The organism is Haloarcula rara, from assembly GCF_029338235.1.
GTDB lineage: Archaea > Halobacteriota > Halobacteria > Halobacteriales > Haloarculaceae > Haloarcula > Haloarcula rara.
Genome location: NZ_CP119785.1, coordinates 917,904 through 943,741 on the forward strand (window position 1 = coordinate 917,904; position 25,838 = coordinate 943,741).

The following is a 25,838-nucleotide window of genomic DNA, read 5'->3' on the forward strand; positions in this document are numbered from 1 at the left end:
AAGTCTCTCAGTCGTCAGCGGGCGCGGGCCCACTCGTCGAGAGGGTCACGTCGGGCGCGTCGACCTGCAGCTCGTCCAGGGCGGCCTGGGCGGCCTTCTTCCCGGAGACGAGCATGGCGCCGAAGGTCGGACCCATGCGCGGGAGGCCGTGGGTCGTCGCTGTCGCCATGCCGGTCGCGATGAGGCCGTCGTGGACCTTCCCGGTGTGTTCGACGACGGCGTCCTCGCTCTCGCCGACCCACATCGAGTCGTGGCCCGGCGAGTCGTGGCCCGGCGCGCCGTAGGTGTCGCCGCCGGTCTGGTCCATCCCGGTGTCGCCCGCTTCGGGGCCCTCGCCCTCGAGGACGCCGCGCTCGTCGAGCTTCTTGACCGCCATCGCGTCGTGGCCCGTCGCGTCGATGACGATGTCGGACTCGACAGCGATGGGGTCGACACAGGTGATTTCCCGGGGGAGCGCGTGGACCGGCGTCCAGTTCATCACGATGCCGCCGACGCGGTGGTCGTCGCGGATGACGATGTCGGTGAACTCGGTCATGTTCTGCATCTTCGCACCGGCGTCACAGGCGGCCTTGATGAGGCCCGAACACGCCTCGGGCCCGTTGGCGACGTAGAGACCGTCGGTCTCCTCGGACTGGAGGTAGTCCACGTCGAGGTCCTCCAGAATCTCCTGGGCCGGGTCGCGCACGGTGACCTTGTTCATCAGGAAGCCGCCGAGCCAGAAGCCGCCACCGAGGTAGTTGTTCTTCTCGACGACCATGACTTCGACGCCGCGCTCGGAGAGCTCCTTGGCCGCCATCAGCCCGGAGGGGCCACCGCCGATGATGATGACCTCCGTATCGGAGTAGTCCATGAACTCCTCGGTCCACTCCTGGCCGATGGCACGGGTCACTTCCGCTTCGCCGACGTCGCTGAACTGGTCAAAGTCTTCCATACCACCTGGTGGTATTCGGCCGTGGTAGAAAGTCGTTTTGGTGTCAGGACTGCGTCGCTGTCGAGCTGGGGCAGGAATCAAAGAGGAGCGGCTGAATTCGGCTTTAGGCCCAGGCGTGCAGTCCCGCTTCCCTCAAGATATCCGCGCCGCCGTCGGGCTGGCAGACGGCCCACCGGGTGGTGTCGGCCCCCCGGGGAAAGAGGTGTTCGGGGACGATGGGCATCGGGACCGGCGCGTAGCCGCCCCGGCGCATCGCCGTCGGGCCGGGGAACCGCTCGACGACTTCGTCGCCCTCGGTCACCTCGAAGCGGCCGTCCTCGGCCCGCCGGTAGGCGTACTGGAAGGCGTGCCGTTCCGGCGCGGCGAGCGCGTCGACGTGCTCGAAGACGGCGACGATTTCCGTCCCGACGGAGAGCTCCAGCCGCGGCCGCCCCTCGTCGACACGGACCTCACGCCACTGGAGGTCCGACGCGGGCGCACGAGCGCAGGCGTAGCTGCCGTCCGACAGGGGCACCCGGTCGGGGCCCTTGTAGAACTGCCGACCGTCGGGCTCGTCGGCGGCGACACAGGCCGGTTCGCCGAGCACCGTGGCGACGACCTGCGTGAGCGTCGTCCCGGTGTCCTCGGTGGATGGGACGACGAAGAGACAGTCGCGGTCCTCGCGCAAGGCATCGGCGAAACGGGGGACGAGTCCCGCGGGACCGATGTCGGCCTCAGTCAGCGGTTCGATAGCGACGAGGCGTGGCTCGCTGGGCTCGACGAGCCCCACGGCGTCGGCGGTCGGGTCGGCCAGCGCCGGCGGGCCGTCGAGGCTCCGTTCGGGCCGGACCGTCACGTCGTAGCCGGCCCGCTCGCACAGCGCGACGGCGTGGTCGCGGACCGAAGGATAGACGGGCATTCCTCTGAACGGAGAGCGCGCGAGGGCAAGAAGTGTTCGCCCGCTGAGCGCAACTGGTTAGACGGACGCGCACCGAGTCGAGGTATGCACGACGGCACGACCGGGGACTCGCTCGTCGCTCGCCTCGAATCGACGGTCGAAGCCCGACTCGCCGAGGGCACGGACTGGGGCGTCAGCGGCGACGCGGACCGCGCCACCGTCTCGCTCCCCGACCGCCGGCTCGTCGTCCATCGCCGGGACGGCCCCGAGGGCGTGGACCACTGGACGGTCGAACTCGCGGCCGACGGCGCCACCGTGAGCAAGTTCGGTCCGTTCGAGTCGGTCGAGGCCCTGACCGACCGGGTCCGGACGCTGCTGGACAGCGAGGTCCGTTATACCGTCTGCTGTGACGGGTAGCCGGCGTTTTAGCTCTCCTGTCGCGCGACGACAGCGTAGAACGGGTCCGCTCCGGGCTGTTCGCGGGTCACGCGTGTTCCCCGCTCCACTCGTTCGAGGCTTCTCCCTGCGGTCGAAGCCTCGCGATGTTCGCGAACGATATCGGTCACGGTGAGGCCCGCGGCCCGACAGTACGAATCGACGAGACTGGCCCGGCCGTCCATTGACGCCGTGCGCCACGCCCTGACTGCCTTCGTGGGAAACATCCGGTTGGTGAAGCTCACCACGAGGATGCCCCCTGGAGCGAGCGCGCGGGCGAACTCCGAAAACACCGCCTCGGGGTACTGGAGGTACTGGGCCGACAGCGCACACAGCACCGCGTCGAAACTGTCCTCGGTCAGCGGGAGGGACTGGTCGCTGTTGAAATCCTGCAGAAAACACTCGTCCAGTCGGTCGTTCTCAGCGAGTTCGGCCTCGTTGAGGCCGTGGCCGACGACCCGCGAGTAGGACTGGTCTGGGAGGTGGGACACCCAGCTGCTCATCGCGTCGAGGACGCGGTCGCCCGGTTCGAGGACGGCGGCGTACAGCTCGGTCAGTCGGGCCTGGAAGGCGTCGTCCGCGTGTGTCACGAACCGGGGGCTGTCGTAGAACGCGGCGTCGTCGCCCGAGTCGAGCTTCGAGCGCTCGCGGTCCGAGAGAGGCATACCAGCGGTACGGGACTGCCACGGAAGACCCTCTCGCCGGCACAACTGACTATAGGGACCGCCACGTACCGTGTCGGCATGGGTCAGTGGAAAGACCACCTCGTCAACGGTGTCGTCTCGCTCGTAGTTAGCGTCGCTATCACGGTCTGGCTGGCCGACGACGGCGACGGTCCGTGGGACCTCTCGGATATGGCCCTGACCGCCGGCATCTCCGGGTTCTTCTCGGGCTTTTTCACCAGCTACTTCGCCAAGTAGCGGGCGGCTGTAGCTTATCCATCTCGGCCCCCTAGCCGTGCCGATGACAACCCGAGAGGACGGGGTCGTACCGGACAGTCCCGCGGGCGACGCGGCCGCGCGGTCGGACACCGGAACCCGCGAGGAACACGGGAGCGGCGAGACGGCGCCCCCCGCCGTCGCCGTGGAGGGGCTCCGGAAGACGTTCGGGACGGGCGAAGACGCGGTGACGGCCGTCGACGGCGTCTCTTTCGCCATCGAACGGGGCTCCATCGTCGGGCTTCTCGGGCCCAACGGCGCCGGCAAGACGACGCTCATCAAGTGTATGCTCGGGATGGTGTTGCCCGACGAGGGCGACGTCCATATCGGCGGCGTCGACACGCGTGCGGACCCGCGGGCCGCCTACGCGCAGGTCGACGCGATGCTCGAGGGGGCCCGCAACGATTACTGGCGGCTCACCGTCCGGGAGAACCTCCGCTACTTCGCGACCATCAGCGGCGTAGAGCCCGACTCCGTCGCGGCGCGCCACGACCGCCTGCTGGAGCGGCTGGACCTCGCGGAGAAGGCCGACGTGGCGGTCCGTGACCTCTCGCGGGGGATGAAACAGAAGGTCTCGCTCGCGAGCGTGCTGGCCGGCGGCGCGGACGTCGTCTTCCTGGACGAGCCGACACTGGGCCTGGACGTGGAGAGTTCTCGCACCCTCCAGCGGGAACTCCGGCGGCTCGCGACCGAGGAGGACCTGACGGTGGTGCTCAGCAGCCACGATATGGACGTCGTCGAGACGGTGTGTGACCGCGTCGTCATCGTCTCGGAGGGCACAGTTGTAGCCGACGACAGCGTCGACGCGCTCGCCCGGACCGACGACACCCACACCCTCCGGCTGACGAGCGGCGACTTCGACGAGGCGCTCGTGAGAGCGTTGCGCGAGCGGTTCACCGTCACGGCCGTCGAGCGCCGCGAGGCCGGCACACGCCTCGAGGTGCGGGCCGACAGCGACGACCTCTACGCGCTGATGGCACGCCTGCGGGACCGCGGCGTGACGCTTACCGACGTGACGACCGTCGAACCGGACCTCGAAGACGTGTTCGTCGATATCACCGGAGGGAGCCGATGAGCTCGCACAACGGCGACGGGCCGGCGAGTTCGTCCGACGGCGACGGGCCCCGGCCGGCGGGCTATCGCCACCTCGTCCGGGCCGTCCTCTACCGGGAGTACCTCGTCTTCGTGCGCTATCCCGCAAACGCCGTCGGCGGCATCGTCGTCGCACTGTTTTTCTTCGGCCTGCTGTTCTACGGCGGCCGGATGGTCGCCGGCCGGGCGCTGACCGACTCCATCGAGGGCATCATCGTCGGCTACTTCCTCTGGACGCTCTCGGTCGGTGCCTACTCCTCGATTTCGAACGATATCGGCAGCGAGGTCCAGTGGGGGACCCTGGAACGGCACGTGATGACGCCGTTCGGCTTCGCGCCCGTCGCGCTGCTGAAAGGCGTCGCAAAGCTCGTCCGCACCTTCCTCACCTCGACGGTCATCCTGTTCGTGATGCTACTCATCACTGGCACCACGCTCAGTCTAAACGTCTTTACCGTGGTCACTATCGCCGGGCTCAGTATCGTCTCGGTGCTGGGGCTGGGCTTTGCCGCGGGCGGTATCACCGTCCTCTACAAGCAGGTGGGCAACTGGCTGAACCTCCTGCAGTTCGGGTTCATCGTGCTCATCTCCGCGCCCGCGTTCGAACTGGGCTGGACGCGAGCGCTGCCGCTGGCCCACGGCAGCGCCTTGCTCCAGCGTGCGATGCTGGACGGGACGCGGCTCTGGGAGTTTGCCCCCGCCGACCTCGGGCTACTGCTTGCCACTGCCGTCGGCTATCTGGGCGGCGGCTATCTGGTCTTCCAGTACACGACGCGACGGGCACGGAGACTGGGCGTGCTGGGCGACTACTAGCGGGCGTCGCCGGCGGGACCAGCACAAACCACTAGCCGTCCCCGCACGTAGCGTGAACCCATGGAACACTGGCAGAAGTCACTCCTCAACGGCGTCCTCTCGGGTGCAATCAGCGTCACGGCACTGCTGACGGTAACGGACGACGACGGGCCGTTCGGGCGGTCCGACGTGGCGGGCGCGGCCGCAGTCGCGGCGTTTTGCTCGGCCGTCGTCGCGAGCGTCGCCGTGCGGTCACCGGCCGTCGACGCGGGGTTAGCGGCCCAGTTCTGACGTGAGGTCGTTCTCGGCGTACCGGTCGGCCTCGCCCCAGTCCTCGATGCTGGAATGGGTCTCCCACACCGCCGTCTCCAGATGTTGCTGGCGAATCTCCGACCCGTCACGCAGCGCGTGGCGCGCGGCGTCCTCGGCCAGCAACTCGATGTCGCTTGCGGCGTAGCCCTCGGTCGGCTCGATGACGGCGTCCCAGTCGATGTCGTCGGCGATAGGGCGGTCCGAGAGGTGTATCTCCAGAATCTCCCGGCGAGCCGTGGCGTCCGGCGGGGGCACCTCGACGCGCTCGTCGAAGCGGCCCGACCGGCGCAGCGCGCTGTCGACGTCCTCGACGAAGTTAGTCGCGCCCACCGTCACGACGTCGTGTTCGGCGGCGCCCTCGACCTCAGTCAGGAGTTGGTTGACCAGCTGTTGCTGATTGTCGCTGGTCGAGCCCCGGCGAGAGCCGGCGACGCCGTCTATCTCGTCGATGAAGAGGATACACGGTGCGTTCGCCCGCGCGATTTCGAACAGGTCGGCGACGTTGCTGGCCGGTTCGCCCATCCACTTGCTGGAGAGGTCAGCCGGCGTCACCTCGATGAAGCTGTGGCCGAGTTCGCCGGCCAGCGCCCCCGCCAGATGGGTCTTCCCACAGCCCGGCGGGCCGTACAGCAGCAGGCCCGAGAGCACGTCGATACCGTACTCGTCGTAGGCCTCGCGGTTGTGGACCGGCTCGATGACCGTATTTTGCAGCCGCTCTTTCAGCTCTTCCATCCCGCCGACGGAGGTGAAATCCCGTCCCGGCTCGGGGTCGACGAGGTTCGTCGCCTGCAGGTCGACGCCGTCGGGCTGGACCACCCCGCCCTCGGCGGCGTCGGCCGGGTCTATCCAGTCCGGGATGCTCGTCGAGGACTCGTCGGCGGCGGTCTGCAGGTGGTCGGTTCCGATGGGTTCGTCCTCGCGCAGTGCCTGTCGAGCGGCGTTCTCGGCCAGCAGTTCGAGGTCGCTGGCGGCGTAGCCCGCCGTCGCCTCGACGACGGGTTCGAGGTCCAGGTCCTCGGCGGTGGGCCGGCCGGCCAGGTGGAGCTTGAGAATCGACCGGCGGGCCTCGGCGTCGGGCTCCGGCACCTCGACGCGCTCGTCGAAACGGCCCGACCGGCGGATGGCCCCGTCGACGTCCTCGACGAGGTTCGTCGCGCCGACGACGACGACGTCCTCCTCGGAGATACCCTCCAGCTCGGTCAGGAGCTGGTTCACCAGCTGCTGCTCGCTGGAGTTCATGTTCGAGTCGCCGTCGCGGTCGCCGGCGATACCGTCTATCTCGTCGATAAAGAGTACACAGGGGGCGTTGGCCCGGGCGATGGCGAACAGTTCCTCGACCTTCTGGGCCGGTTCGCCCATGTACTTGCTCGTCACGTCGGCGGGCCCGACCTCGATGAACGCGTGGTCGACCTCGCCGGCTAAGGCCCCGGCGACGTGGGTCTTCCCACAGCCAGGCGGGCCGTGAAGCAAGACACCGTTGACGACACCGATTCCGTACTCCTCGAAGGCCTCGGGGTCCGCCAGCGGGCGGACGACCTTGTGGTTGAGCGTCTCGAGCAGGTCGCTCATCCCGCCGACGTCGGCGAAACTCCGGTCGGGGTTCGGGTCGACGACGCTCGTGGCCTCCATATCGACGCCGTCGGGCTGGACGACCTCGGGCTCGCCGTCGGACTGGCCGTCACTCGCGCCCTGGCGGTTGACCGTCGGGGCGCCCGAGGAGCCCTCGCCGCTGGGCTCGCCGCCACCGGTGGGGCCCTCTCCGCTGGCGCCGGCGCACCGCCCGTCTGCCCGACGCGTTCGCGAATCGCCCGCTCGACGCGGTCGGGGTCGGCCTCGTAGCCGAAGGTGGCCAGCCGCCGGGGCTGCTCGCTGACGAAGGCCGAGAGCCAGCCGTGCTGGCGCATCTCCTCGGCGGAGGCGTCGGGGTCCCGGAAGGAGACCAGCGCGATGTCGGCCGAATGCGGCGAGTGGAACTCCGCCAGCCAGAACGGGAGGTAACAGCGTTCGATGTCGGTGACCGCGTCGAACCCCTCGGGGTCGAAGTCGCCGGGGAGGCCGTACGAGTCCCGAAGTTTCCGCAGGAAGACGTTCGCGGTGGTGCCCTGCTGCTCGCGGTACTCCTCGATACGTCGCGGGAGCAGCGACTCGGCCTCGTCGGTCGGCACCTGGAACTGCATGAGCACCGAGCGGCCGAGGGTGGGCGTGTTGGCGCCGAAATCGTAGTCGCTGGTGGACCGCCGGACCAGCTCGTCGGTCCCCTCGGCGTACCGGGACAGCTCGGCGTCGTTGTCCTCCCAGAGGCCATCGAGTAGCGCGGTGGCCGTCTTCTCCTCGGTTCCGAGCAGCTTCCCCTCGCCGGTCTCGTAGCGGTACTCGACACGGAAGACGGGGTAAAAGACGCGGTGGAGGCGTTCGAGCTGTTCGTCGTCACCGAACTTCGTCAGCGACCGCCCGGCCAGCGTCTCCCTGACCGCCTCCTCGTCGGGGAGGCGGCGGTCGGCGTAGATATACGGTGCAAGCCCCATCTCAGGCACCCCCTCGAATCGCCGCTTCGGCGTCAGTAAGCGCGGTACTGGCGTCGAAGCTGTCGATGGCCGCCCGCTGTGCGTCCCGGTCCGCCTGCAGCTCTCGCGCGTGCTCGGTGATGGCCGGGATCGCCCGGACGATGTTGTCGACGATAGGGACCGTCGCGACCTGTGCCGACCGCGAGAGGGGGTTGAGGTCGACGACGAGTTCGGTCTTGCCCATCTCGCCCAGCGCCTCGGCGCGGTCGCCGTCCTCCAGGGGAACCAGCACCACGTCGGCGTCGCCGATGCCGTCGGCGTCGATCTTCGCGCGCTCGTGGTCCAGCCCCGGAATCCGGCCGTCGGCGGTCAGTCCCTTGACCTCCTCGGCGCCGTGCTCCCGGAGGTACTCGGCGATGCGTTCGATTCGCTCCTCGGTCCGGTTGAACAGGTTCACCTCGAGGTCGGCCCCCGTCGCCTCGCTCAGCTCGACCAGTTCGCCCGGAACGAGCGCCGCGGCGTTGCCGTTGACCGAGATGACCGCGTGGTCCGCCGAGAGGAGATAGGCGGCGGCCGCCCGCTCGGCCCGGTCGGCGCTGTCGATGGTCTCCTCGCCCAGCAGGTAATCGTACGCTTCGCCTCGACCCTGTGCGATGAGCCCCTGTCGGGACGTGATACCCATATCCACTCCCGCCTCGATGCGGTGGCGAGTCAGCAGTGACTCGTACCGCGGGTGACTCTCCGGCACGTCGACGTCGTCGCTCATATGGTTCCTACTGTAGGCACGTGTAGAAAAGTCCACCGTACCTGCGTCACGGGGTGGCATACCGGCAGACTGCGCGATGCAACAAGTCCCTGCGGTCGGTCCCTCGCTACTGCTCGCGGTTCACTCCGTTCTCCGTTCGCTTTTCGAGGTTCCTCACTTCGTTCGGAACCTCGCTACTGCTCCACGGGTCACTACGTTCGCCGTTCCGCTTCGAGGCCTCCTTTCAGTCGGCCTCGCTACCCGTCCAGCGTCGCGCCGGCGGGGTAGGTGGCACACGAGCGGGCGTCGTAGCCAGCGTCGGTCAGCCCGGTCCCCAGCGCGAACACCGTCTCGCCCAGCATCGCCATCGCGGCGTCGCCGCCGGCCTCGATGACGTCCGCGACGACCGCCTCCACGTCGTCGGTCAGCAGCTCCGCCTCGCGAGAGAACTGCCGGGACGCTCGCATGACTGTCGGCAGCGTGGGTTCTTTGACTACCATCGAGAGCGCGCGCTCGCCGGCGGTCGTCAGCGCTTCGGTGTCGCCGCCGACGACGTCCGGCGTCGACAGTTCGCCGAGCGTGTAGTACTCCACGCGGGCCCGCCCGGGGACGGCGTCGACGTAGTTGTACTGGGGGCCCCCGGGTTCCAGTCGCAGCGGGACCCCGCCCCGTGCCTGTGCGACCACGTCACCGAGTCCGGTGCCCGCCTGCACTTCCGCACCGTGGGCGATGGTCACGAGTTCGTTGTACGAGAGCCCGCGGTCGAGGGCGGCGTTGGTCGCAAGCGCCGTTCCGAGGGCCATCGCTCCGGAGACGCCAAAGCCCGCCCCGAGGGGAAGGGGCGTCTCGGCGGAGACGTGTGCCTCTGCCCGCAGTGCCGAAAGGACGCGCTCGACGGCGTCCATCTCGACCGCCTCGCCGTCGAGTTCGACCGTCGTCTCCGTGGCCGGTTCGACCGTCACCGAGACGCCGTCCGAGAGCGCGATGCCGCCGCCGCGAGAACCCGTCTTCGTCGGGTCGTCGCCCCGGTCCACGGTGAAAAATCCGGTCACGTGGCCCGGCACGAACGCCCGTGCGTCGTCGCTCATTGGGACTCATGCGGGGCGCCGACGGGTAAGCGTTGGCGGTTCGGCGCGGCAGCGGTCGGCGCGGCCGTCGACGAGTCGGCTATCGGACCAGGCGCGCCGTCGAGGTACGCTCACAGCCGGTACAGACGTACGTACCACTCGCGGTCTTCCGGACGGGCTCGTTGCAGTCGGTGCAGTTCAGCGGCAGGTTGCCAGTCGTCTGATTCGTGCTGGACATAGTGGCTAGATATTCCAGTATATCATAAATATATCGACTGTTTAGGCAGTGTAGCGCCATATTACTTCATATTTAAGATATTATACGGATTAATACCAGACGTTCGGTCAGGCTAGAGAGTTTGTCCCGCGTCCCGTCGCGCTGGGGTGTTCGACCGGCCGGTGGCACTCGGCTGTCGCCACCCCCTACATTGATGTGTGTATACGATACATTACTACGCATACGATGCCGACCATCAGCGCACGACTCGGCGACGAAGAGAAAGCGGAGCTCGACGACGTGGCCGACCTGCTCTCGGAGGACCGGTCGACGACCATCCGGAAGGCCCTCGGCGAGGGTCTGGAGACGCTGCGCGTGCGGGTCGCCGTCGAACAGTACCAGTCGGGGGACGTCTCCGCGGCCGAGGCCGCACAGATAGCGGACTGCTCTATCGCCGAGTGGCTGGACGTGGCCCGCGAGCGGAACCTGACGACACAGCTCCAGCTGTCGGACCTGGAGCTCGACGCCGACACGGCCGCGGAGCTATGACGCGCATCTACGTCGGCCCCACCTCGCTGTACAGCCTGGGGCAGGTGGGCGAACTCGCCTTGCTTTCGGCGTTCGACGGCGACGTCGTCGTCCCGGCCCCGGTCGCCGACGCCGTGGACGTCGAGCCGGCCGCCACGAACCTCGGGGAGTACCTCGACAGCGGGGTCGAGACGGGCGTCGACGAGGCGTTCCTCGACGGCGCGCGGGCCGTCCTCGGGGCGAAAGACGTTGGCCCGGCCGAGACGATACTCGCGGGCGTGCTGGCCCACCGGGACCAGCGGGACCGCTCGGCCGTCGCCGTCGTCTCCGAGGACCGCACCGTCCGCCGCACCGCGCAGGGACTGGGCGCCGAAGTCACGAGCAGCTTCGGCGTGGTCGTTCGCGCCGCCATCGAAGATAAATACCTGAGCCCGACCCAGGCAAAGCGTATCGTCCGGCGCATCGATCAACACGGGATGCACCTGACCGGAGAGCTGCGCGAGCGGGCCGTGGGTGAGATTGCGGAGTAGCTACTGGACAACCGTGAGCGAGCTGTGGGTGAAATCGCGGAGTAGTCGGGTCCACCCCGGGCTGGACCCCATCCCAACTTATATTGGCATGACTGAGAAGGGTAACTATATGCATATGGACCGCCGCAGGTTGCTGGCACTCGCCAGTTCGGGGCTGGCACTGGGCATCGCGGGCTGTAGCGAGGAGGGGACTATCGGGACGCCAGACGGCGAGGACGAGGAGGAAGACGACCCGGCGGATTCGACAGCAACGGAGGAGGCCAGTGAGGCCGACAGTTCGACGTTCGAACTGGGCGAGACAGCGGTGTACCGGGAGAGTGACGACGATGAGCTGGCGTTTACCCCAAGGGACGCGGACCTCAAGGACGCACTCGTCTACTCGAACTCGAGTTCGCTTTACTCGGAGGTTCCGGACCAGTCCGGGCGGACGTTTCTCAGGGTCGAGGTCGAGGCCGAAAACACCGGGAGCGAACCGGTAGACGTGCCCGCCGACCCGCCCCTCACGATCGATGGCAAGCAGTACGAAACGACGTTCACCAGCGCGTACTCCAACTCGTCGTACGACCAGTTCCAGGAGATACAGCCGGGCGCGTCTGTCTCGGGCTGGCTCGTCTACGAAATCGAACCCAGCGACGGCACCGGGGAGCTCATCGCCGACTTCGACCAGTTCTCCGAGTCGACGACCGCGACGTGGCGCATCGACGTGGGCTCGCTAGAGCGGGAGACGTACGACTACCCGGACCTCTCGGCGGGCGATACCCTCGAGTTCGGGACCGAAGACCGGCGGTTCTCCATCGGCCCGACCAGTGTCGAGGAGGCCCAGTCCTACACCTACTCCAGTTCGGACTACACATTCGAGGAGGAACCCGACAGCGGGGACAAGTTCGTGTTCGTGACGCTGTCCGCGGAGAACGTCGGCGACGAGCGAGTGACTGTCCCGTCTACGTTCGATATCTCGCTCATCGCCGGCACGTCGGAGTCCGACGTCAGCTACTATTCAGGCGACCGTACTGAGTACGAGGGCGGCGAGATATCGCCCGGCATCGCCCGCGAAGGTATCCTCCTGTTCGAGGTCGACGAGAGTGCCACCTCGTATGAGCTCGCGGTGGAGCTGACGTCCGAGATCACGGCTCGCTGGAATCTGTGAGCGGCGCGCAACAGCCCCGCGAGGGCGGCCTCGGGGGCCGGGTTGCGACGTAGATGCGTGGGTTTAACAGTCCGGACCCCGACCGGGCGAGTATGCAGGGTAATCTTCCGCCGGAAGCACAGGAGAAGCTCGAGGAGCTGCAGGACCTTCAGGAGACCGCACAGCAGGTCGCGACACAGAAACAGCAGGCCGAGTCGACGCTGCAGGAGTCCGAGACGGCGCTGGACGAGCTCGACGACGTCGACGCCGACACCACGATGTACCGAGAGGTCGGCGAGCTGCTCGTCAAGACCGAGCTCGACGAGGCCCGCGAGGACTTAGAAGAGAAGGTCAGCAACCTCGAGGTCCGCGTCGAGACCCTCGAAAAGCAGGAAGAGCGCGTCCAGGAGCAGTTCGAGGAGCTCCAGAGCGAGCTACAGCAGATGCTCGGCGGCGGCCCGGCAGGCGGCCCCGGCGCCGGCGCGTAATAGTGATTATTGTAGATTATTTCCGGATAGCGCCGACCCCGGGGTCGGCGCGTCCCGGTAAATCGCTACAGGAATCACTATAAGCCGATGCCGACCGACGACGAAGTCGTTGAAACGGCCGCCGACGCGGCCGAAAACGTCATTTTTGCTCGGCTCAGCGTGAGCGATATCGACGACTACGACGTGACCGTGACCTTCGAGGAGCAGATGCTCGACGTTGACGTCTACGTCAAGGCGCCCGACGCGAGCGCCGACGAGGAGCGGGTCGCCGACGACGCGGCACTGGCCGCGCGCGGCGCCGTCGACGAGCTGTTCGACAGCTAGCGTCAGGTCCGGTCGCTCGCGAACCCGGTTCTGAAAGCGATCCAGCCGAGGACGCTGATGAACAGAATCGGCGGCAGAATCATAAAGCCCCACAGCGGGTCCAGCCCCCACCCGAGTAGCAACACGAGGTTGAACAGACCGATAGCGACGAACGGCCCGATGTACTTCGTGGCCGTCCATCGGTCCATCCCCTCGACGAGCCCGTCGTCGTCGTCCTCCAGCAGGTCCGCCGTCGTCCGCTCGGTGGGCTGGTCGAGGCCGGACTCAGCGGTGTCGTCCATACCGTGTCTGGGGCCGCCAGGGCCAAAAGTATCGCGTTCGCGACCGCACGCGTCAGCTGGGGGACCTCACGCGTCGGCCTGCGCGGTCGGGGTGGCGTCGGGCGTGCTCGACTCGTTGCCGTCGGACTGGTCCGCGTCCTCGTCGTCCGGCGTCAGGTCGCTGAGCCGCTCGCCCAGGGAGCCGTCGCGGTCGCCGTCGAGGAACTGCCCGATGGTATCGTGGACGTCACCGACGAAGTCGGGGACCTGGCTCGGGAGGTCGGCGGGCGGCCCGCGCGCCGCGCTGTCGGGCGCTCCGCCGCGGTCAGCGCCGCGGTTGGGTGCGTTGTCCGCGGCCGCCGACTCGTTGCCGTCGTCGGCGTCGGTCTGTTCGGTGTTCTCGGCAGTCTGTTCGGTGTTCTCCTCGGCCTGTGCGGGCGCAGCGCCGGGCATGGCCGCGGCCGTGCCCGTGACCATGAGCAGGGCCAGCGCCACGCCGGCTATCTTGGTGAGTTGCATCGGTTGTGCCTCCGCTCGATGCTGTGGGCTATTGGCACTTCAAGCGGGGACGCGCTGAAGTCGGATTTCGCCGCTTTGCGGCCGGTATTCTGAGAATTAAGCCGAATTAACTCGGTTTATCTCGGCGCGCGTCGTCGAGGCCGGTGAGAGTCGCCTGGTGGCCCGACCGCTCGGCGCTCGCGTCGCGAAAGCGGCGGCCGACCAGATAGCCGTCGGCGTCGCCGGCGGCCCAGGCGGGGGCGTCCTGGACCCACACCGTCGCGCCGGCACTGGAGCAGGCCCGGGCCCACTCGCGGGCCAGGGGCTTCGAGTCGAACAGCCGAGTGGGGCCCTCGCTGTTGACCCACTGGCCAACGCGTGCGCTCACCATGCGCGCTGACGGTTTCACGGCGACCAGATAGCCCTTCTCGGTCACAGGAGAGACACACGCCCTCGGCCGGTAAAACGACGGCGGGCTAGTTTTTCATACCTACGCGCCGAACCGATTTATATGGAACACGAGGCCACGGTCGAGGGGGTCGGCGTCGGTGTCAGCGAAGAAGGGTCGGGGACGCCGGTGGTCCTCCTGCGTGCGCGCGAGGAGATCGTCCCGATATTCGTCAGCACCGACCAGGCCCAGTCGATGCAGCTGGCCATCGACGGCGAGCCCTTCGAGCGGCCGCTGACCCACGACCTGCTGGTCGAGATGGTCGCGGAGTTCGGCGGGGCCATCGACCGTGTGCGCATCGACGACCTCACCGACGGCACCTTCTATGCGAAGGTGGACACAGAGCAGTACCTGGAGGACCGGCGCAAGGAGATGGTGTTCGACGCCCGCCCCTCCGACGGTATCGCCGTCGCCCTGCGGGTTGACTGTCCGCTGATAGTCTCCGACGAGGTGATCGACGCGGCCGGCCGCTCGCCCGAGGAGTTCGACGCCGACGAGGGGCTGTAGGGGCGACCGCCACAGCCGGCGTGACTACCTGCACCGGTCTGGTACGTAGTCGGCGCCGAAGCTGAGAGTATGCTTTCGGTAGTCAGGTCCCTGAAGCGTCTATGGAGAACTCCGGTAGGGAGCCACGGGTGGACCACGCGACCAACGCGTCGACATCACCGCCAGGGCTACTCGACCTGCTGATTACGCGACTGGCCGAGCCAGCGGTCGTGCTGGACGATTCCCTGACTATCGTGTCGACAAACGATACGTTCGCGACACTCGTCGGCACCGACGACACACCCGTTGGCGAGCCGCTCACAGCGGTCGTCTCAGGACTGACCGCCGGGACAGTCGAAGAGACTATCGAGCAGTCCGGCGAGTACGTATCGGTCCGAATCGGTACTGCGCCCGAGCGGTGGGCCGAGTTCGGGTTCGACCGCCACGGCACACATATCCTCTGTGTCGGCCGGCAACGAGGGGCCGACCGCCGCGTCGAAGCACAGCGGAACCGGACAGCGGTGACCGACCTGCAGCGGGCGACGCGGGACCTGCTCGCCGCCGAGAGCAGGGAGGCCGTCGCCGAGTCCATCGTCGAGACGGCGACCGACGTGCTGGGGCTGTCGGGCGCGACGCTGTATCTGTTCGACGCCTGCCGGAACGTGTTGTGGCCGGCGGGTGTCGACGGAACGCCGGGCGCCGACGCGCGGGCACCCGTCGGTGGCGACGACGACGGTGTCGTCCGCGAAGTGTTTCTCGAGGGTGCGGCCACGACTGTCGAGGGCGGCGACCGCTACCAGCCGCTGGGGGACTACGGCGTGCTCCACACCGTGGGCGGGACAGACCAGCGTGACCGCCCCGGCACAGACAGCGGTCGGCGCCGTGGACCGGGCAAGGAGTGTACGGGCAGTGGGGTCGACCGGCTCGCCGAGAGCGCGGCCGCCGCGCTCGAACGGGTCGACCGGGAAGCGACGCTCCGGGAACGCGACGCGGCCCACCGCAAGCAGGCCGAACGCGTCACCGCGCTGGAACGGGAGCTGTCGCTGGTCCGCCGAGTCCACCGAGTCCTCGTGGACGCCGACACCGTCGCCGACATCGAGTCGGGCGTCTGTACGGCACTGACGGCGTCGGACTGGCTGTCGTTCGCGTGGGTCGGACGGGCCAGGGACGGCAGTGTCGAGCCCCGGGCCTGGTCGGGTACTGGATCGGACTACCTGTCGACCGTCTCGCTCTCGACCGACGGCCCCCAGGCCCCGCCAGCCGTCCAGACAGCCGCCTCGAACCGGCCGACGACCGTCGACGCCGTGGCCGAAGATATCGGGGCGCACCACTGGCGCCGGGCGGCCATCGCTCGGGACTTCCAGGCGACCCTCAGCGTCCCGCTCCGGGCCGATGGTGTCAGCTACGGCGTGCTGACGGTCTACGCCAACCAGCCCGTCGAGTGGGACGACTCGCTCGCGTCGGTGTTCACCGAACTCGGCGACAGTGTCGCGACGGCCGTCCGCGACCGGGAGCGCGGGGCCCATCTGGCCGCCGACACCGTCGTCGAACTGGACTTGCGCGTCACCGACCCGGACGCCACACTGGCGCGATTGGCTGGCACACTCGGGGCGACAGTGTACTGTACGGAGGCGATTCCGGTCGATGCGGAACGGACGCGACTGTTCCTCACGATTCCGGACTTCGACGACGACGCCGTCGGCGGGGCCGCCCAAGCGGTCTGTGGCGTCGATTCGCTGGCGGCCGTCGACGACGGGGACCGCTACGAGCTGGTCGCCTACGAGCCGACCGTCGTCGGTCGGGTGGTCCGCCACGGCGGGCACCTCGACACGGCCTGTGTCACGGACGAGGAGGTCGCGCTGACGGTCACGCTCGCCGCCGACGCCGACGTTCGCGCGTTCCTCGACCGGCTGGCGGACGGCCGCGCGGACATCACGCTGACGGCGCGGCGCTACCAGCCGGCAGGGACTCGGTCTCGCGACGGGATACGCAGCTCGCTCGAGGCCGTCCTGACCGACCGCCAGCTCGAAGCGCTACAGACAGCCTACGGCAGCGGCTTCTTCGAGTGGCCACGGGAGACGACCGGCGAAGGGGTCGCCGAGATGCTCGGGGTCGCACAGCCGACAGTGAACCGCCATCTCAGAGTCGCACAACGGAAGCTGCTCGAGCTGGTCTTCGAGGACGAGTAGCGTGACAGCGAGTCACAGAACTATACTCGTAGTGTCGCCCCGCGGGCGTGGCTACCCTGGTAGCCACAACCGGCTTTATCATCCAATCGGTAGGGAGAGTCAGCGAGTTCAAATAATGACAGGTAACCTTACTGACCGGGTCATCCCAGAAACGGAGCCGCTGAGCCACGCCGTCGTCGTCGCCGTCGCCGAGCAGAAGGGTGTCGACCCGCTCGACCTGAACGAACGCCTCTATGACTGCATCGACCCGGACGCGTTAGACGCGCTGTTTACGTCCACCGGACAGGACACCTGCGGGACGGTCCAGTTCGCCATGGCCGGCTGTCAGGTGGAAGTGTCGGCACAGCGTCGGGTGACTGTCGAGCAGTTCCACGAGGAGCCCTCGACTGCCGAAGCGCGAGTGTAACGCGGAAAACGGTCCCAGCTTCTGTCGAATTCGTCCGCTAGTCGTCGGCGACCAGCGTCTCGCTGTCGTCAGAGACGAGGCGGTCCATCGCGTCGACCATCGCCCGCACGGAGGCCCGCGTAATGTCGGAATCGCTGGCCGAGACGGCGACGCTGTCGTCCCCGCGTGACATCTCTATCTCGACGGTGACGATGGCGTCCGTCCCGCCGGTGATGGCGTCGACGTGGTAGTCATCGAGCGAGGCGTTGGCGGTATGCGAGAGGGCGTCCTCGGTGGCGTTCATCGCGGCGTCGACGGGACCGGAGCCGACGGCCGCGGCCTTGCGCTCCTCGCCGTCGACGGAGAGGCGCACGCTCGCGGTCGGCGTGTCGGAGCCCGAGACCGCAGTCAGCCCGAGCAGTTCGACGCGGCGGTCCTGGGACTGGCCCGTGACCTCGTCGGCGATCGTCAGTAAATCGGCGTCGGTGACCCGCTTGCCGCGGTCACCAAGTTCCTTCACGCGGCCGACGATGTCGTCGAGCTGCTCGTCGGTCGCCTCGACGTCGTGTTCGTCGAGTGCGGCCTCGACGCCGGCGCGGCCGGCGTGTTTGCCAAGCGCGAGGCGGCGCTCCCGACCGACCTTCTCCGGCGGGTAGGGCTCGTACATCGCGTCGTCTTTCAGGGTCCCGTCGGTGTGGATGCCCGACTCGTGGGTGAAGGCGTTCTGACCGACGACGGCCTTGTTGGGTGCCAGCTGGATGCCGGTGCGGTTGGCGATGAGCTTCGCGAGGTCGTACACCTCGGTCAGGTCCATCGACTCGACGCCGTAGCCGTGGTCCAGGGCGATGGCGACCTCTTCGAGGGCGACGTTGCCGGCCCGCTCGCCGATACCGTTTATCGTCCCGTGGACCAGGTCCGCCCCGGCGGCCACGGAGACGAGCGCGTTCATCACGGCCAGCCCGAGGTCGTCGTGGGTGTGGGTGCTCACCGGCCCCAAGTCGGCGAGCCGGGAGACGCATTCGAGGGCGCGGTCGGGTGTCGCGTGCCCGACGGTGTCGGCCCAGCAGATGCGGTCCGCGCCGGCGGAAAGCGAGGCCGCGAGCAGCTCTTCGAGGTAGTCGAGGTCCGCCCGCGAGCCGTCTTCGCCGATGACCTCGACCCACAGCCCGTGGTCTTTCGCGTACTCGACGAGTTCCACCGTCGACTGGACGTTGTCCTCGCGGGAGGTCCCGACCTTGTCCTCGACGTGGCGGTCACTCGCCGGCACGACGAGATTGATACCGTCGACGCCACACTCCAGGGCGAGGTCGATATCGTTCCGGATGCCCCGACAGAAGCTCGTCACCGTGGCATCCAGGTCGAGTTCGGCGACCCGCGAGATAGTCTCGCGCTCGCCGGGGCCCGTACAGGCGCTGCCGGCCTCGATAACGCCGATGTCTGCCGAATCGAGCGAGCGGGCGATGGCGGCCTTGTCGTCGGGGGTCAAGGAGACGCCGGGGGCCTGCTCGCCGTCGCGCAGCGTGGTGTCCAGGAACTGTACGCCGTCTACCTCGTCGAGGGGACGCGTCGCTGGGTGGTCCCCGAACAGTGTGTGGTGGCTCACAGAAGATTCACTTCCATCACTCGGGGCGAATTTCACACCCAGTCGCCTCGCGGCGACTTCCTCTATCCTCCGTCGGGTGTTCCGACATAGTAAAAGGTACTGGGACGTTCATGGTCTTTAGTCTGGCGGATGCAGTCCGGTCAGGACTCGACGACCACCGTATCGCCCACCTCGACGTCGTCGGCGGTCCCAGCCGGCAGTTCGATGACGGTGTCGGCCTTCGCGTAGTCGACCGAGCGCCACGGATACATCGTCCTGGCTTTGCGGACCTCGTCGTCGGCCAGCCAGACCACGTCTGTCGGGAAGCGAACGAACAGCATATGGATGACCCGCCGACGCACCGCACCGAAGGGCCAGGAGGGTTCGAACGGAAAGACCAGTGCGTAGTCGTCCGGAATCGACCGGCGGCCCATTAGCCCCTTCGACTTTGCCAGCATCGAGTCGGCCGTGTGAACGTTGGTGGCGAGGACGCGACGTTCCCCGTCAGGGTCGTGGACGATGCGCATACGCTCGCGTGGGTACGTCGCCACGTAAGCGTTCCGTCGGCGCGTTCGGCGTGTCTCGAACGATATCACTGGTTCAGCCCCGATTAAAAGTCAGACCGTTGAACTATTTTCACTGCTGGTATCGTACCGCTCTGTATGGTCGATGAACCGCCAGACGAGTCAGACGTGGCATCGGAACCCAAGCTCGGCAGCGAGATAACCGGGCAGAGCACGGAGATGATCTCGATACTGGGCGATGCCTATCGCGGGGAACTGGACCGGGAGACGACGTGGCGGTCGCGCCTCGACCAGACGACGACGTGGGGGGTGACGGTCGTGGCCGCGATTCTCACGTGGGCCTTCTCCAGTGGCGATAACCCACATTACATTATCATCGTCGGGATGCTGGCTGTCTCGCTGTTCCTGTCCATCGAAGCACGGCGATATCGCGACTACGATATCTATCGGTCACGGGTACGTCTCTTCCAGCAGAACTTGCTTGCGGACGCGCTCGAGCCGTCAGAGGGGCTCAAACACGAGGACTGGCGGGGCAAACTCAGTCGGGATTATCGGACACCGACGCTGAAAGTATCGCCATCGGAAGCCCTCGCAAACCGGCTTCGGCGAATTTACCTCCCGCTGCTGGCCGTGTTGCTCGTCGCGTGGCTGTTCCGAATCACGGCGTTCGCGCCGAACGAGCGTCTACTGGAGACTGCCACTATCGCCGTCGTTCCCGGCGTTGTCGTCGTCGCGCTCATCGCGCTGTACTACACAGCCGCCATCGTCCTCGTCCTCTGGCCGCGCGACCGGGAAGCGAAAGGCGAGTTCGAGGAAGGGGACCCGAAAAAGTGGAAATAGCGTAGCCGATGCAGGTGATGGCAGTTGCGTGGGCAACGACTCGAAAACTGAGGCTGTCGGCGATGGCGAGCGGCGCGGCCCCTCGATGAAAACGGTGGAGAGCCAGATTGAGGTAGCTGGCGGTCAGAGACGCCTGACATGGAGAAGGCACCGGGCGGGACGAGCGTCGGCGTCTCCGACCCCTACGACCACGTCGACCGGTGTGACTTCGTCACCGACGAGGGGAAGTGCCGGTGGGCGCGCGAACACGGCCACCACGACCCGGAGTTCGCGAACGCCCGCAGCGCCGAGGACTTTCGCTGTCCGGCCGCTGTGGGGCCTGATGAGGACCCAGACAACGCCGAGTGGAACTGGGGCGACTGCCCGCACTTCCGCTGTCGCAACCGGGACCGCGAGTGTATCCGCTGTGGGCTCGAAGAGCGTCGCAACGCGTTCGACGACTCGCGGCCGCTGCTCGAGGAACACCACCTTTCCTACGGCGAGTCGGCGAGCGAGGACGACCTTGGCCACGAGATAACGGTCTTTCTCTGTCGGTGGTGCCACGCGAAGGTCCACAACGCCTGGGCGCGCGTCGACGACGACGCCAGCCCCGACCCGGAGGCCATCGCCGAACAGGAGGGGCGAAAGAGCAAGGAACGCACCGAACTGGGGTTCGAATCCGCCGCCGACCGGTACGACGACGGGGGATAGCTGTCGCAGCTGTGCCGGGGGTGTGGCCCCGGACAGTGGGCCGTGATGTATCAGGAGATATATAGGCCCAGCTAGCCTCTCGCCTACCAATGACCCACATCGTCGTCATCGACAACCACGGCCAGTTCACCCACCTGGAGCAGCGAGCGCTCCGGGACATGGGCGTGGACGTGGAACTGCTTGACAACGACACGCCGCCCGAGGAGATCGACGCCGACGGCATCGTCCTCTCGGGTGGCCCTGACATGGACGACATCGGCAACTGCCCCGATTACCTCGACCTGGACGTCCCGGTGCTTGGCATCTGTCTGGGGATGCAGCTCATCGCCGACCAGCTGGGCGGCCGTGTCGGCGGCGGCGAGTACGGCGGCTACGCCGACGTGACCGTCGAGGTTCTGGACGAGGCGGACCCGCTCATCGGTTCGCTCGCCCCGGAGACCCGCGTCTGGGCGAGCCACGCCGACGAAGTGAAGGAGGTGCCCGACGGCTTTGCCCGCACCGCGACCTCCGACGTCTGTGGCGTCGAGGCGATGAGCGACACCGACCGCGACCTGTTCGGCGTCCAGTGGCACCCCGAGGTCGCCCACACCGAAGAGGGCGAAGCCGTCTTCGAGAACTTCCTCGCGGTCTGTGACCAGCAGTCGGCGCCGCGGCAGTAGGAAGGCCTGCTGTCGGGCGATTTCGAGGGTGCCGACCGGAGCGGCTGGATTTATATAGCGCGACTGGATGTGATGAATAAATGACTGCCACACAGGGGAATCTTGCGAGCCTCTCCCGGTTCATCTTCCGGGCGCCGAACTGGTACGCCAGCCTCGCATTTGCCCTGTTCATCGCTGCGCTGACCGGCGTCGCGGCCTTCGACTCGCGGTTCGTCCTCGACGACGCCTGGCAGGGAATCTTCTTCATCGGGCTGCCCACGGCCATCGCCGGCGCGGTGACGCCGTGGGTCGACCGCCGGATGGGCGGCCAACTCACCCCGAACCGGGCCTCGCTGCTCGCGCTCGTCTGTGAGTGTATCACCATCGCCTTCCTGACGGTGGCGGGCGTCATCGCCCTCGTCAGCGCCCGGCTCGGCGCGAACTTCGTCTTCGACGTCTTGCTGGTCGCGTTAGCCTCTATCTTCGCGTTCCGGCTGCTCATCCTGCTTGCCGTCTCCCGATACAGCTTCCTGCAGGCGGTCGTGCCGGCCAGCGTCCAGACCGTCGCCGCGGCGGGGATGCTCGCGGTCTACGGCGGAGCGACCACCTACATCCTGGACGACCCCCAGCTGAGACAGCTGCTGGCCCGCTCCGAACAGGCGCCGCCGGCGTTGCAGGGGTTTATCCCGGCCGATTTCGTCCTGCTTGCGGGCATCTGTCTGCTGTACGCGCTGGCCGTGTGGGTGTTCCTGGTTGCCATCGACCGCCCGTGGCGCTCCTCGCTTGGCGTCTCGGCGCTGGATTTCCTGCGGGGTTTCGTCGGCTACCTCGCGGAGGGCTCGGACGAGCTAGAGACGTTCTTCGAGGACATCGGCGAGGAGGCCATCGTCCCCGTCACCGTCCTCGCGGTCCGGCGACCCGACGGCGAGGAGAAAGCCCGCTTCGTCCTGCCGATGATACACCCGGGGCCGATGGGTGAGATAGGCGGGGGCAACCTCCCCAAGCGGGTCGCCGAGGTCGCCGACGGGGTCGCCTTCCCGCCACACGCCACCGCGGGCCACGACTTCAATCTCGTCACCGAGAACGAGGTCGACACAATCCTCGACGCCGCCGAGCGGGCCTTCGAGACCATCGAGTACAGCGCCGAGGCGACGGCGGGTCACCGTCACGATGAGGGCGAGGCGAGCCTGCTCGGGCAGGCCTTCGGCGAGGACGCCATGGTCGTGACAACCTACTCGCCGGGCTGTGCCGACGACGTGGACTACGCGGTCGGCCTCTCGGCGATGTCGGAGGCCCGCAGCGGCGGGTTAGACGACGTGTTGCTGGTCGACGCCCACAACTGCAACGACGGGCTGGAGGGCGAGGACCTGGGCCACGTCGTCCCCGGGAGCCAGCGTTCCTTCGACATGATACACGGGGCCGGCCAGCTCGGCGAGACGCTGGCCGACGCCGAGCGGGGGCAGCTCCGCTGTGGCGTCGCCTGGGCGGAGACCGACTGGGTCCCCGAGGAGGGCATTGGCCCGCTGGGTATCCGGGTCGCCGTCTTCGAGGTCGGCGAGACGCGGACGGCGTACGTCCTCGTCGACGGGAACAACATGGAGCCCGGCCTGCGCGAGCGCATCCTGGAGGCCATCGAGGGTGTCGACGCGGTGGAAGTGATGACCAGCGACACCCACATCGTCAACACGATGGAGGCCGAGAACCAGGTCGGCCAGGCCATCCCCGAGAGCGAGGTCATAGAGCAGATAACGGCGCTGGTCAACGACGCCATCGACGACCTCGAACCGGTCGAAGCCGGGATGGCGAGCGAACGGGCCGAGGTCACGGTGTTCGGCAACGACCGCACCGAGACGCTAGCCTCGACGGCCAACGCGATGGTGTCGATGGGCGGCGCGCTGGCGGCAGCGTTCATCCTCGCGGTGATGGCCGTCAGCGTCCTCATCTTCCTCGTCGCCGGCGTGTAGCGGCCCGGGGCTCTCTTTGTGCCGACTCGCTGCGCTCGTCGTATGTGCTGCACACCGAGGAGGAGATTTGAACGAGCCGAGACGGTCCCCTCGCCTCACTTCGTTCGGCTCAGGGCTGCGACTCGTCGGCGCAAATCTCCACTGTACCGCTCACCGACACAGCACTCGCTACGCTCGTCAGATTGCGCCAGTAAAACGCCGAGGAGGAGATTTGAACTACGCCCAGACGTGCTCGCACACTGCGCGCGACTGGTCTCATTCAAATCTCCACTGTATCGCTCACCGACACAGCACTCGCTCCGCTCGTGAGTTGTGTCGGTGAGACGCCGAGGAGGAGATTTGAACTCCTGAGTCCGTGAGGACAGTTGCTTTCGAGGCAACCGCCTTGGCCAGGCTAGGCTACCTCGGCTCACTCTCACGTTCCGCCGTCTGCTCTTTAGGCGTTTCGATTGGCCGAGAGAATCGGTAGCACGCGCCAGCCGCTACTCGCTCGCGTCGCCGTAGCCGCCCCCGCCCGGCGTCTCGATGCGGACCGTCGTGCCGGCGTCGACCTCGCGGGTCACCTTCGCAGGCACGGCCTCGCCATCGACGTGATTTCGGCCCACGGCGCCGTCCTCGCCGCCGGCCAGCCCCACGGGGCGTGTCGTCGGCGCTCGGTCAGCAGGGAGACGGTGGCGTCGGTCTCGACGGTGAGCTCGCGGACGAGTCCGTCGCCGCCCGTCTGCCGACCCGTCCCGCCGCTTCCCCGGCGGAGTGCGTAGGCCTCGACACGGAGCGGGTAGGCGACTTCCAGCGCCTCGACGGGCGTGTTCAGCGTGTTCGTCATCCCGACCTGGACGCCGCTGGGGCCGTCCCCGTCGCTGCTGGCGCCCATCCCGCCGCCGATGGTCTCGTAGTAGCTGAAGTCGCTCCCGCCGACGACGAGGTTGTTCATCGTCCCCTGACCGGCGGCGGGGACCCGGTCGGGGACCGCCTCGGCTAACGCCCGAAAGACCACGTCGGCGACGCGCTGGCTCGTCTCGACGTTGCCGCCGACGACGGCCGCCGGCGGCTCGGGGTTAAGCACCGTCCCCGCGGGCGCGTGGACCTCGATAGGGGCATAACAGCCCGCGTTGGGCGGCACGTCCGGGTCGGTCACCGAGCGGACCGCGAAGTACACCGCGCTCTTGGCGACCGAAAGCGGCGCGTTGACGTTGCCCGCGACCTGCGGGGCAGTGCCCGAGAAGTCGACCGACAGCGTTGGACCCTCCACGGTGACCGTCACCTCGATGGGCACGTCGGCGTCGGAGACGCCGTCGCCCTCCAGCTGGTCCGTCGCGGTGTAGGTCCCGTCGGGGAACGCGGCCAGTTCCGCCTCGACGCGCTTGCAGGAGTACTCCCGGACGGCGTCGAACGCCGAAAGCAACACCTCGCCGTGGTCGGAAAGCAGCTCGCCGACGCGTTCCGCGCCCCGCTCGTTCGCGCCCAGCTGGGCCCGCAGGTCGGCCCGGCGCTGGGCCGGGTTCCGGACGTTCGCCGTGATGAGGTTCCAGACGGCCTCGACGCGCTCGCCGGCGGCGACGAGCCGGGTCGGTGGAATCCGGAGGCCCTCCTGCTGGATGTCCCGAGCGCCGGCGGGCATACTTCCCGGCGCCATCCCGCCCACGTCGGCGTGGTGGGCCCGGGAGACGGCGTACCCGACGATTCGGTCGTCGGGGTCTCGCGGACTGAGAGACGGCTCCGCCGTCTCCGTCGAGGCGGTGTCACCGCCTCGCTGTCCGCTCGACTTCTTCGAGGCGCAGTGCGCCTCGCTGATAGGCGAAACGAGTGTCACGTCCGGCAGGTGGGTTCCGCCGGCGAAGGGGTCGTTCAGGACGAACACGTCCCCGGGCTCGGGCTCGCGGTCCAGCACGGCGTCGACGGCTTCCGGCATCGCGCCCAGGTGGACCGGGATATGCTCGGCCTGGGCCACGAGCCGGCCCTGGGCGTCGAACAGCGCCGTCGAGCAGTCCCGTCGCTCGGTGATGTTCGGCGAGAACGCCCCCCGAACCAGCACCTCGCCCATCTCTTCGGCGACGCTCTCCAGTTGATTCCGGAGGATTTCGAGTTCTATCGCGTCGATGTCGTGGTCGGTCATAATTTTGCCTCCAGTCGAAGCGTCTCCCGCTCGTCGACGGTCAGTGACCAGCCCGGCGGGACGACGACGGTGCTCTCGCCACCGGCGACGATGGCCGGGCCGTCCGCCGTGTCGCCCGCGCCGAGTGCCCCCACGACAGCACCGGCGTCTCCCTGAACTCGCCGTCGAAGGAAACATCACGTGTCCGTCGCTCCTCATCGTCTCCACCCGCCTCGTGACCGATGGACGGTAACTCGTGACCGACCGTCGCAGTCGCCCGGAGCGTGACGAGTTCGACGGCCGCATCCAGCCGGTAGCCGTGGGCGCGCTCGTGGG

At 67.7% G+C, this 25,838-nt stretch carries 31 protein-coding genes, 1 tRNA gene and 1 pseudogene; 17 read left to right on the forward strand and 16 right to left on the reverse strand.

Translation table 11 applies throughout. The features are described 5' to 3' along the window. Positions 1 to 7: 7 nt before the first annotated feature. Both P1K32_RS04810 and P1K32_RS04815 read right to left on the reverse strand, forming a co-directional pair. Positions 8 to 931 carry a sulfide-dependent adenosine diphosphate thiazole synthase gene (locus tag P1K32_RS04810; protein WP_276251573.1) on the reverse strand — a complete coding sequence of 308 codons (924 nt, stop codon included), beginning with the start codon at positions 929 to 931 and terminating at the stop codon, positions 8 to 10. A 103-nt stretch (positions 932 to 1,034) separates the two neighbouring features. Further along, positions 1,035 to 1,829, reverse strand: a complete 795-nt coding sequence (locus P1K32_RS04815; RefSeq protein ID WP_276251574.1) for a hypothetical protein — start codon at positions 1,827 to 1,829, stop codon at positions 1,035 to 1,037. Positions 1,830 to 1,913: 84 nt separating this feature from the next. Between P1K32_RS04815 and P1K32_RS04820 the strand changes: the two genes are divergently transcribed. After that, entirely contained in the window at positions 1,914 to 2,225 is a 312-nt protein-coding gene (locus P1K32_RS04820; RefSeq protein WP_276251575.1) for a hypothetical protein, read from the forward strand. A gap of 8 nt (positions 2,226 to 2,233) precedes the next feature. Here P1K32_RS04820 and P1K32_RS04825 read toward each other — a convergent pair whose 3' ends face one another. After that, a complete protein-coding gene (locus P1K32_RS04825; protein ID WP_276251576.1) occupies positions 2,234 to 2,908 on the reverse strand; it encodes a class I SAM-dependent methyltransferase in 675 nt (224 codons plus the stop codon). 78 nt (positions 2,909 to 2,986) lie between these two features. Here P1K32_RS04825 and P1K32_RS04830 point away from each other — a divergent pair, with 78 nt between their 5' ends. From P1K32_RS04830 to P1K32_RS04845, 4 genes are read left to right on the forward strand one after another with little or no spacing between them, the layout of a single operon-like run. Then, on the forward strand, positions 2,987 to 3,163 hold the full coding sequence (locus tag P1K32_RS04830; protein ID WP_276251577.1) for a hypothetical protein: 177 nt from the start codon (positions 2,987 to 2,989) through the stop codon (positions 3,161 to 3,163). A gap of 43 nt (positions 3,164 to 3,206) precedes the next feature. Continuing rightward, positions 3,207 to 4,256, forward strand: a complete 1,050-nt coding sequence (locus P1K32_RS04835; protein ID WP_276251578.1) for an ABC transporter ATP-binding protein — start codon at positions 3,207 to 3,209, stop codon at positions 4,254 to 4,256. After that, positions 4,253 to 5,083 carry an ABC transporter permease gene (locus tag P1K32_RS04840; RefSeq protein ID WP_276251579.1) on the forward strand — a complete coding sequence of 277 codons (831 nt, stop codon included), beginning with the start codon at positions 4,253 to 4,255 and terminating at the stop codon, positions 5,081 to 5,083. The genes P1K32_RS04835 and P1K32_RS04840 overlap by 4 nt, the downstream gene beginning before the upstream one ends. 60 nt (positions 5,084 to 5,143) lie before the next feature. Further along, positions 5,144 to 5,353 (forward strand): hypothetical protein, encoded by a 210-nt coding sequence (locus P1K32_RS04845; RefSeq protein ID WP_276251580.1) that lies wholly within the window; start codon positions 5,144 to 5,146, stop codon positions 5,351 to 5,353. On the opposite strand, the gene P1K32_RS04850 is transcribed toward P1K32_RS04845, so the two are convergent. From P1K32_RS04850 to P1K32_RS04870, 5 genes are all read right to left on the reverse strand, one after another. Then, entirely contained in the window at positions 5,336 to 7,003 is a 1,668-nt protein-coding gene (locus tag P1K32_RS04850; protein WP_276251581.1) for an AAA family ATPase, read from the reverse strand. The genes P1K32_RS04845 and P1K32_RS04850 overlap by 18 nt on opposite strands. Beyond that, on the reverse strand, positions 6,940 to 7,899 hold the full coding sequence (locus P1K32_RS04855; protein WP_276251582.1) for a hypothetical protein: 960 nt from the start codon (positions 7,897 to 7,899) through the stop codon (positions 6,940 to 6,942). The genes P1K32_RS04850 and P1K32_RS04855 overlap by 64 nt, the downstream gene beginning before the upstream one ends. Before the next feature lies 1 nt (position 7,900). Beyond that, the gene (locus tag P1K32_RS04860; protein WP_276251583.1) at positions 7,901 to 8,644 is read right to left on the reverse strand and encodes a 4-phosphopantoate--beta-alanine ligase; all 744 of its coding nucleotides are present in this window, start codon (positions 8,642 to 8,644) and stop codon (positions 7,901 to 7,903) included. A gap of 236 nt (positions 8,645 to 8,880) precedes the next feature. Next, on the reverse strand, positions 8,881 to 9,711 hold the full coding sequence (locus tag P1K32_RS04865; protein ID WP_276251584.1) for a pantoate kinase: 831 nt from the start codon (positions 9,709 to 9,711) through the stop codon (positions 8,881 to 8,883). Between the two features lie 79 nt (positions 9,712 to 9,790). Next, the gene (locus P1K32_RS04870; RefSeq protein WP_276251585.1) at positions 9,791 to 9,928 is read right to left on the reverse strand and encodes a hypothetical protein; all 138 of its coding nucleotides are present in this window, start codon (positions 9,926 to 9,928) and stop codon (positions 9,791 to 9,793) included. A 225-nt stretch (positions 9,929 to 10,153) separates the two neighbouring features. Here P1K32_RS04870 and P1K32_RS04875 point away from each other — a divergent pair, with 225 nt between their 5' ends. The 5 genes from P1K32_RS04875 (at position 10,154) to P1K32_RS04895 (ending at position 12,903) form a co-directional block, all read left to right on the forward strand. Next, complete coding sequence (locus P1K32_RS04875; protein ID WP_276251586.1) at positions 10,154 to 10,456, forward strand: UPF0175 family protein; 303 nt, start codon at positions 10,154 to 10,156, stop codon at positions 10,454 to 10,456. After that, positions 10,453 to 10,965 carry a PIN domain-containing protein gene (locus P1K32_RS04880; protein WP_220586518.1) on the forward strand — a complete coding sequence of 171 codons (513 nt, stop codon included), beginning with the start codon at positions 10,453 to 10,455 and terminating at the stop codon, positions 10,963 to 10,965. Before P1K32_RS04875 ends, P1K32_RS04880 begins: the two co-directional genes overlap by 4 nt. A gap of 109 nt (positions 10,966 to 11,074) precedes the next feature. Then, on the forward strand, positions 11,075 to 12,112 hold the full coding sequence (locus P1K32_RS04885) for a DUF4352 domain-containing protein (protein ID WP_276251587.1): 1,038 nt from the start codon (positions 11,075 to 11,077) through the stop codon (positions 12,110 to 12,112). Between the two features lie 92 nt (positions 12,113 to 12,204). Next, positions 12,205 to 12,579, forward strand: a complete 375-nt coding sequence (locus P1K32_RS04890) for a prefoldin subunit beta (RefSeq protein ID WP_276251588.1) — start codon at positions 12,205 to 12,207, stop codon at positions 12,577 to 12,579. An 87-nt stretch (positions 12,580 to 12,666) separates the two neighbouring features. After that, positions 12,667 to 12,903: a DUF3194 domain-containing protein gene (locus tag P1K32_RS04895; protein ID WP_276251589.1), complete on the forward strand. Its 237-nt coding sequence runs from the start codon at positions 12,667 to 12,669 to the stop codon at positions 12,901 to 12,903. Positions 12,904 to 12,905: 2 nt separating this feature from the next. On the opposite strand, the gene P1K32_RS04900 is transcribed toward P1K32_RS04895, so the two are convergent. The 3 genes from P1K32_RS04900 to P1K32_RS04910 form a co-directional block, all read right to left on the reverse strand. Further along, positions 12,906 to 13,184: a DUF8142 family protein gene (locus P1K32_RS04900; protein ID WP_276251590.1), complete on the reverse strand. Its 279-nt coding sequence runs from the start codon at positions 13,182 to 13,184 to the stop codon at positions 12,906 to 12,908. Between the two features lie 66 nt (positions 13,185 to 13,250). Then, complete coding sequence (locus P1K32_RS04905) at positions 13,251 to 13,682, reverse strand: hypothetical protein (RefSeq protein WP_276251591.1); 432 nt, start codon at positions 13,680 to 13,682, stop codon at positions 13,251 to 13,253. A gap of 106 nt (positions 13,683 to 13,788) precedes the next feature. Then, positions 13,789 to 14,097: a DUF8081 domain-containing protein gene (locus P1K32_RS04910; protein ID WP_276251592.1), complete on the reverse strand. Its 309-nt coding sequence runs from the start codon at positions 14,095 to 14,097 to the stop codon at positions 13,789 to 13,791. Between the two features lie 75 nt (positions 14,098 to 14,172). Here P1K32_RS04910 and P1K32_RS04915 point away from each other — a divergent pair, with 75 nt between their 5' ends. The 3 genes from P1K32_RS04915 to P1K32_RS04925 all read left to right on the forward strand — a co-directional run bounded on the left by P1K32_RS04915 (position 14,173) and on the right by P1K32_RS04925 (position 17,190). Next, positions 14,173 to 14,616, forward strand: a complete 444-nt coding sequence (locus P1K32_RS04915) for a bifunctional nuclease family protein (RefSeq protein ID WP_276251593.1) — start codon at positions 14,173 to 14,175, stop codon at positions 14,614 to 14,616. Positions 14,617 to 14,717: 101 nt separating this feature from the next. Continuing rightward, the gene (locus P1K32_RS04920; RefSeq protein ID WP_276251594.1) at positions 14,718 to 16,784 is read left to right on the forward strand and encodes a bacterio-opsin activator domain-containing protein; all 2,067 of its coding nucleotides are present in this window, start codon (positions 14,718 to 14,720) and stop codon (positions 16,782 to 16,784) included. Between the two features lie 115 nt (positions 16,785 to 16,899). Further along, entirely contained in the window at positions 16,900 to 17,190 is a 291-nt protein-coding gene (locus P1K32_RS04925) for a HalOD1 output domain-containing protein (protein WP_276251595.1), read from the forward strand. A 37-nt stretch (positions 17,191 to 17,227) separates the two neighbouring features. On the opposite strand, the gene P1K32_RS04930 is transcribed toward P1K32_RS04925, so the two are convergent. Together P1K32_RS04930 and P1K32_RS04935 are read right to left on the reverse strand one after the other, a co-directional pair. Beyond that, positions 17,228 to 18,772, reverse strand: a complete 1,545-nt coding sequence (locus P1K32_RS04930) for a (R)-citramalate synthase (protein ID WP_379690850.1) — start codon at positions 18,770 to 18,772, stop codon at positions 17,228 to 17,230. A 140-nt stretch (positions 18,773 to 18,912) separates the two neighbouring features. Further along, on the reverse strand, positions 18,913 to 19,278 hold the full coding sequence (locus tag P1K32_RS04935; protein WP_276251596.1) for a DUF192 domain-containing protein: 366 nt from the start codon (positions 19,276 to 19,278) through the stop codon (positions 18,913 to 18,915). 135 nt (positions 19,279 to 19,413) lie between these two features. Between P1K32_RS04935 and P1K32_RS04940 the strand changes: the two genes are divergently transcribed. The 4 genes from P1K32_RS04940 to P1K32_RS04955 all read left to right on the forward strand — a co-directional run bounded on the left by P1K32_RS04940 (position 19,414) and on the right by P1K32_RS04955 (position 23,407). Beyond that, positions 19,414 to 20,115: a DUF2270 domain-containing protein gene (locus P1K32_RS04940; protein ID WP_276251597.1), complete on the forward strand. Its 702-nt coding sequence runs from the start codon at positions 19,414 to 19,416 to the stop codon at positions 20,113 to 20,115. A gap of 138 nt (positions 20,116 to 20,253) precedes the next feature. Then, positions 20,254 to 20,805 (forward strand): DUF7097 family protein, encoded by a 552-nt coding sequence (locus P1K32_RS04945; protein WP_276251598.1) that lies wholly within the window; start codon positions 20,254 to 20,256, stop codon positions 20,803 to 20,805. An 89-nt stretch (positions 20,806 to 20,894) separates the two neighbouring features. Continuing rightward, positions 20,895 to 21,464, forward strand: a complete 570-nt coding sequence (locus P1K32_RS04950; RefSeq protein WP_276251599.1) for a GMP synthase subunit A — start codon at positions 20,895 to 20,897, stop codon at positions 21,462 to 21,464. A gap of 80 nt (positions 21,465 to 21,544) precedes the next feature. Then, positions 21,545 to 23,407 (forward strand): DUF2070 family protein, encoded by a 1,863-nt coding sequence (locus P1K32_RS04955; RefSeq protein WP_276251600.1) that lies wholly within the window; start codon positions 21,545 to 21,547, stop codon positions 23,405 to 23,407. Between the two features lie 324 nt (positions 23,408 to 23,731). Here P1K32_RS04955 and P1K32_RS04960 read toward each other — a convergent pair. The 3 genes and pseudogenes from P1K32_RS04960 to P1K32_RS17655 all read right to left on the reverse strand — a co-directional run bounded on the left by P1K32_RS04960 (position 23,732) and on the right by P1K32_RS17655 (position 25,657). Then, positions 23,732 to 23,816, reverse strand: a tRNA-Ser gene (locus tag P1K32_RS04960). A 73-nt stretch (positions 23,817 to 23,889) separates the two neighbouring features. Then, positions 23,890 to 25,523: pseudogene (locus tag P1K32_RS04965) on the reverse strand (hydantoinase B/oxoprolinase family protein). Then, on the reverse strand, positions 25,520 to 25,657 hold the full coding sequence (locus P1K32_RS17655) for a hypothetical protein (RefSeq protein ID WP_349682128.1): 138 nt from the start codon (positions 25,655 to 25,657) through the stop codon (positions 25,520 to 25,522). Before P1K32_RS17655 ends, P1K32_RS04965 begins: the two are co-directional and overlap by 4 nt. Positions 25,658 to 25,838: the final 181 nt, after the last annotated feature.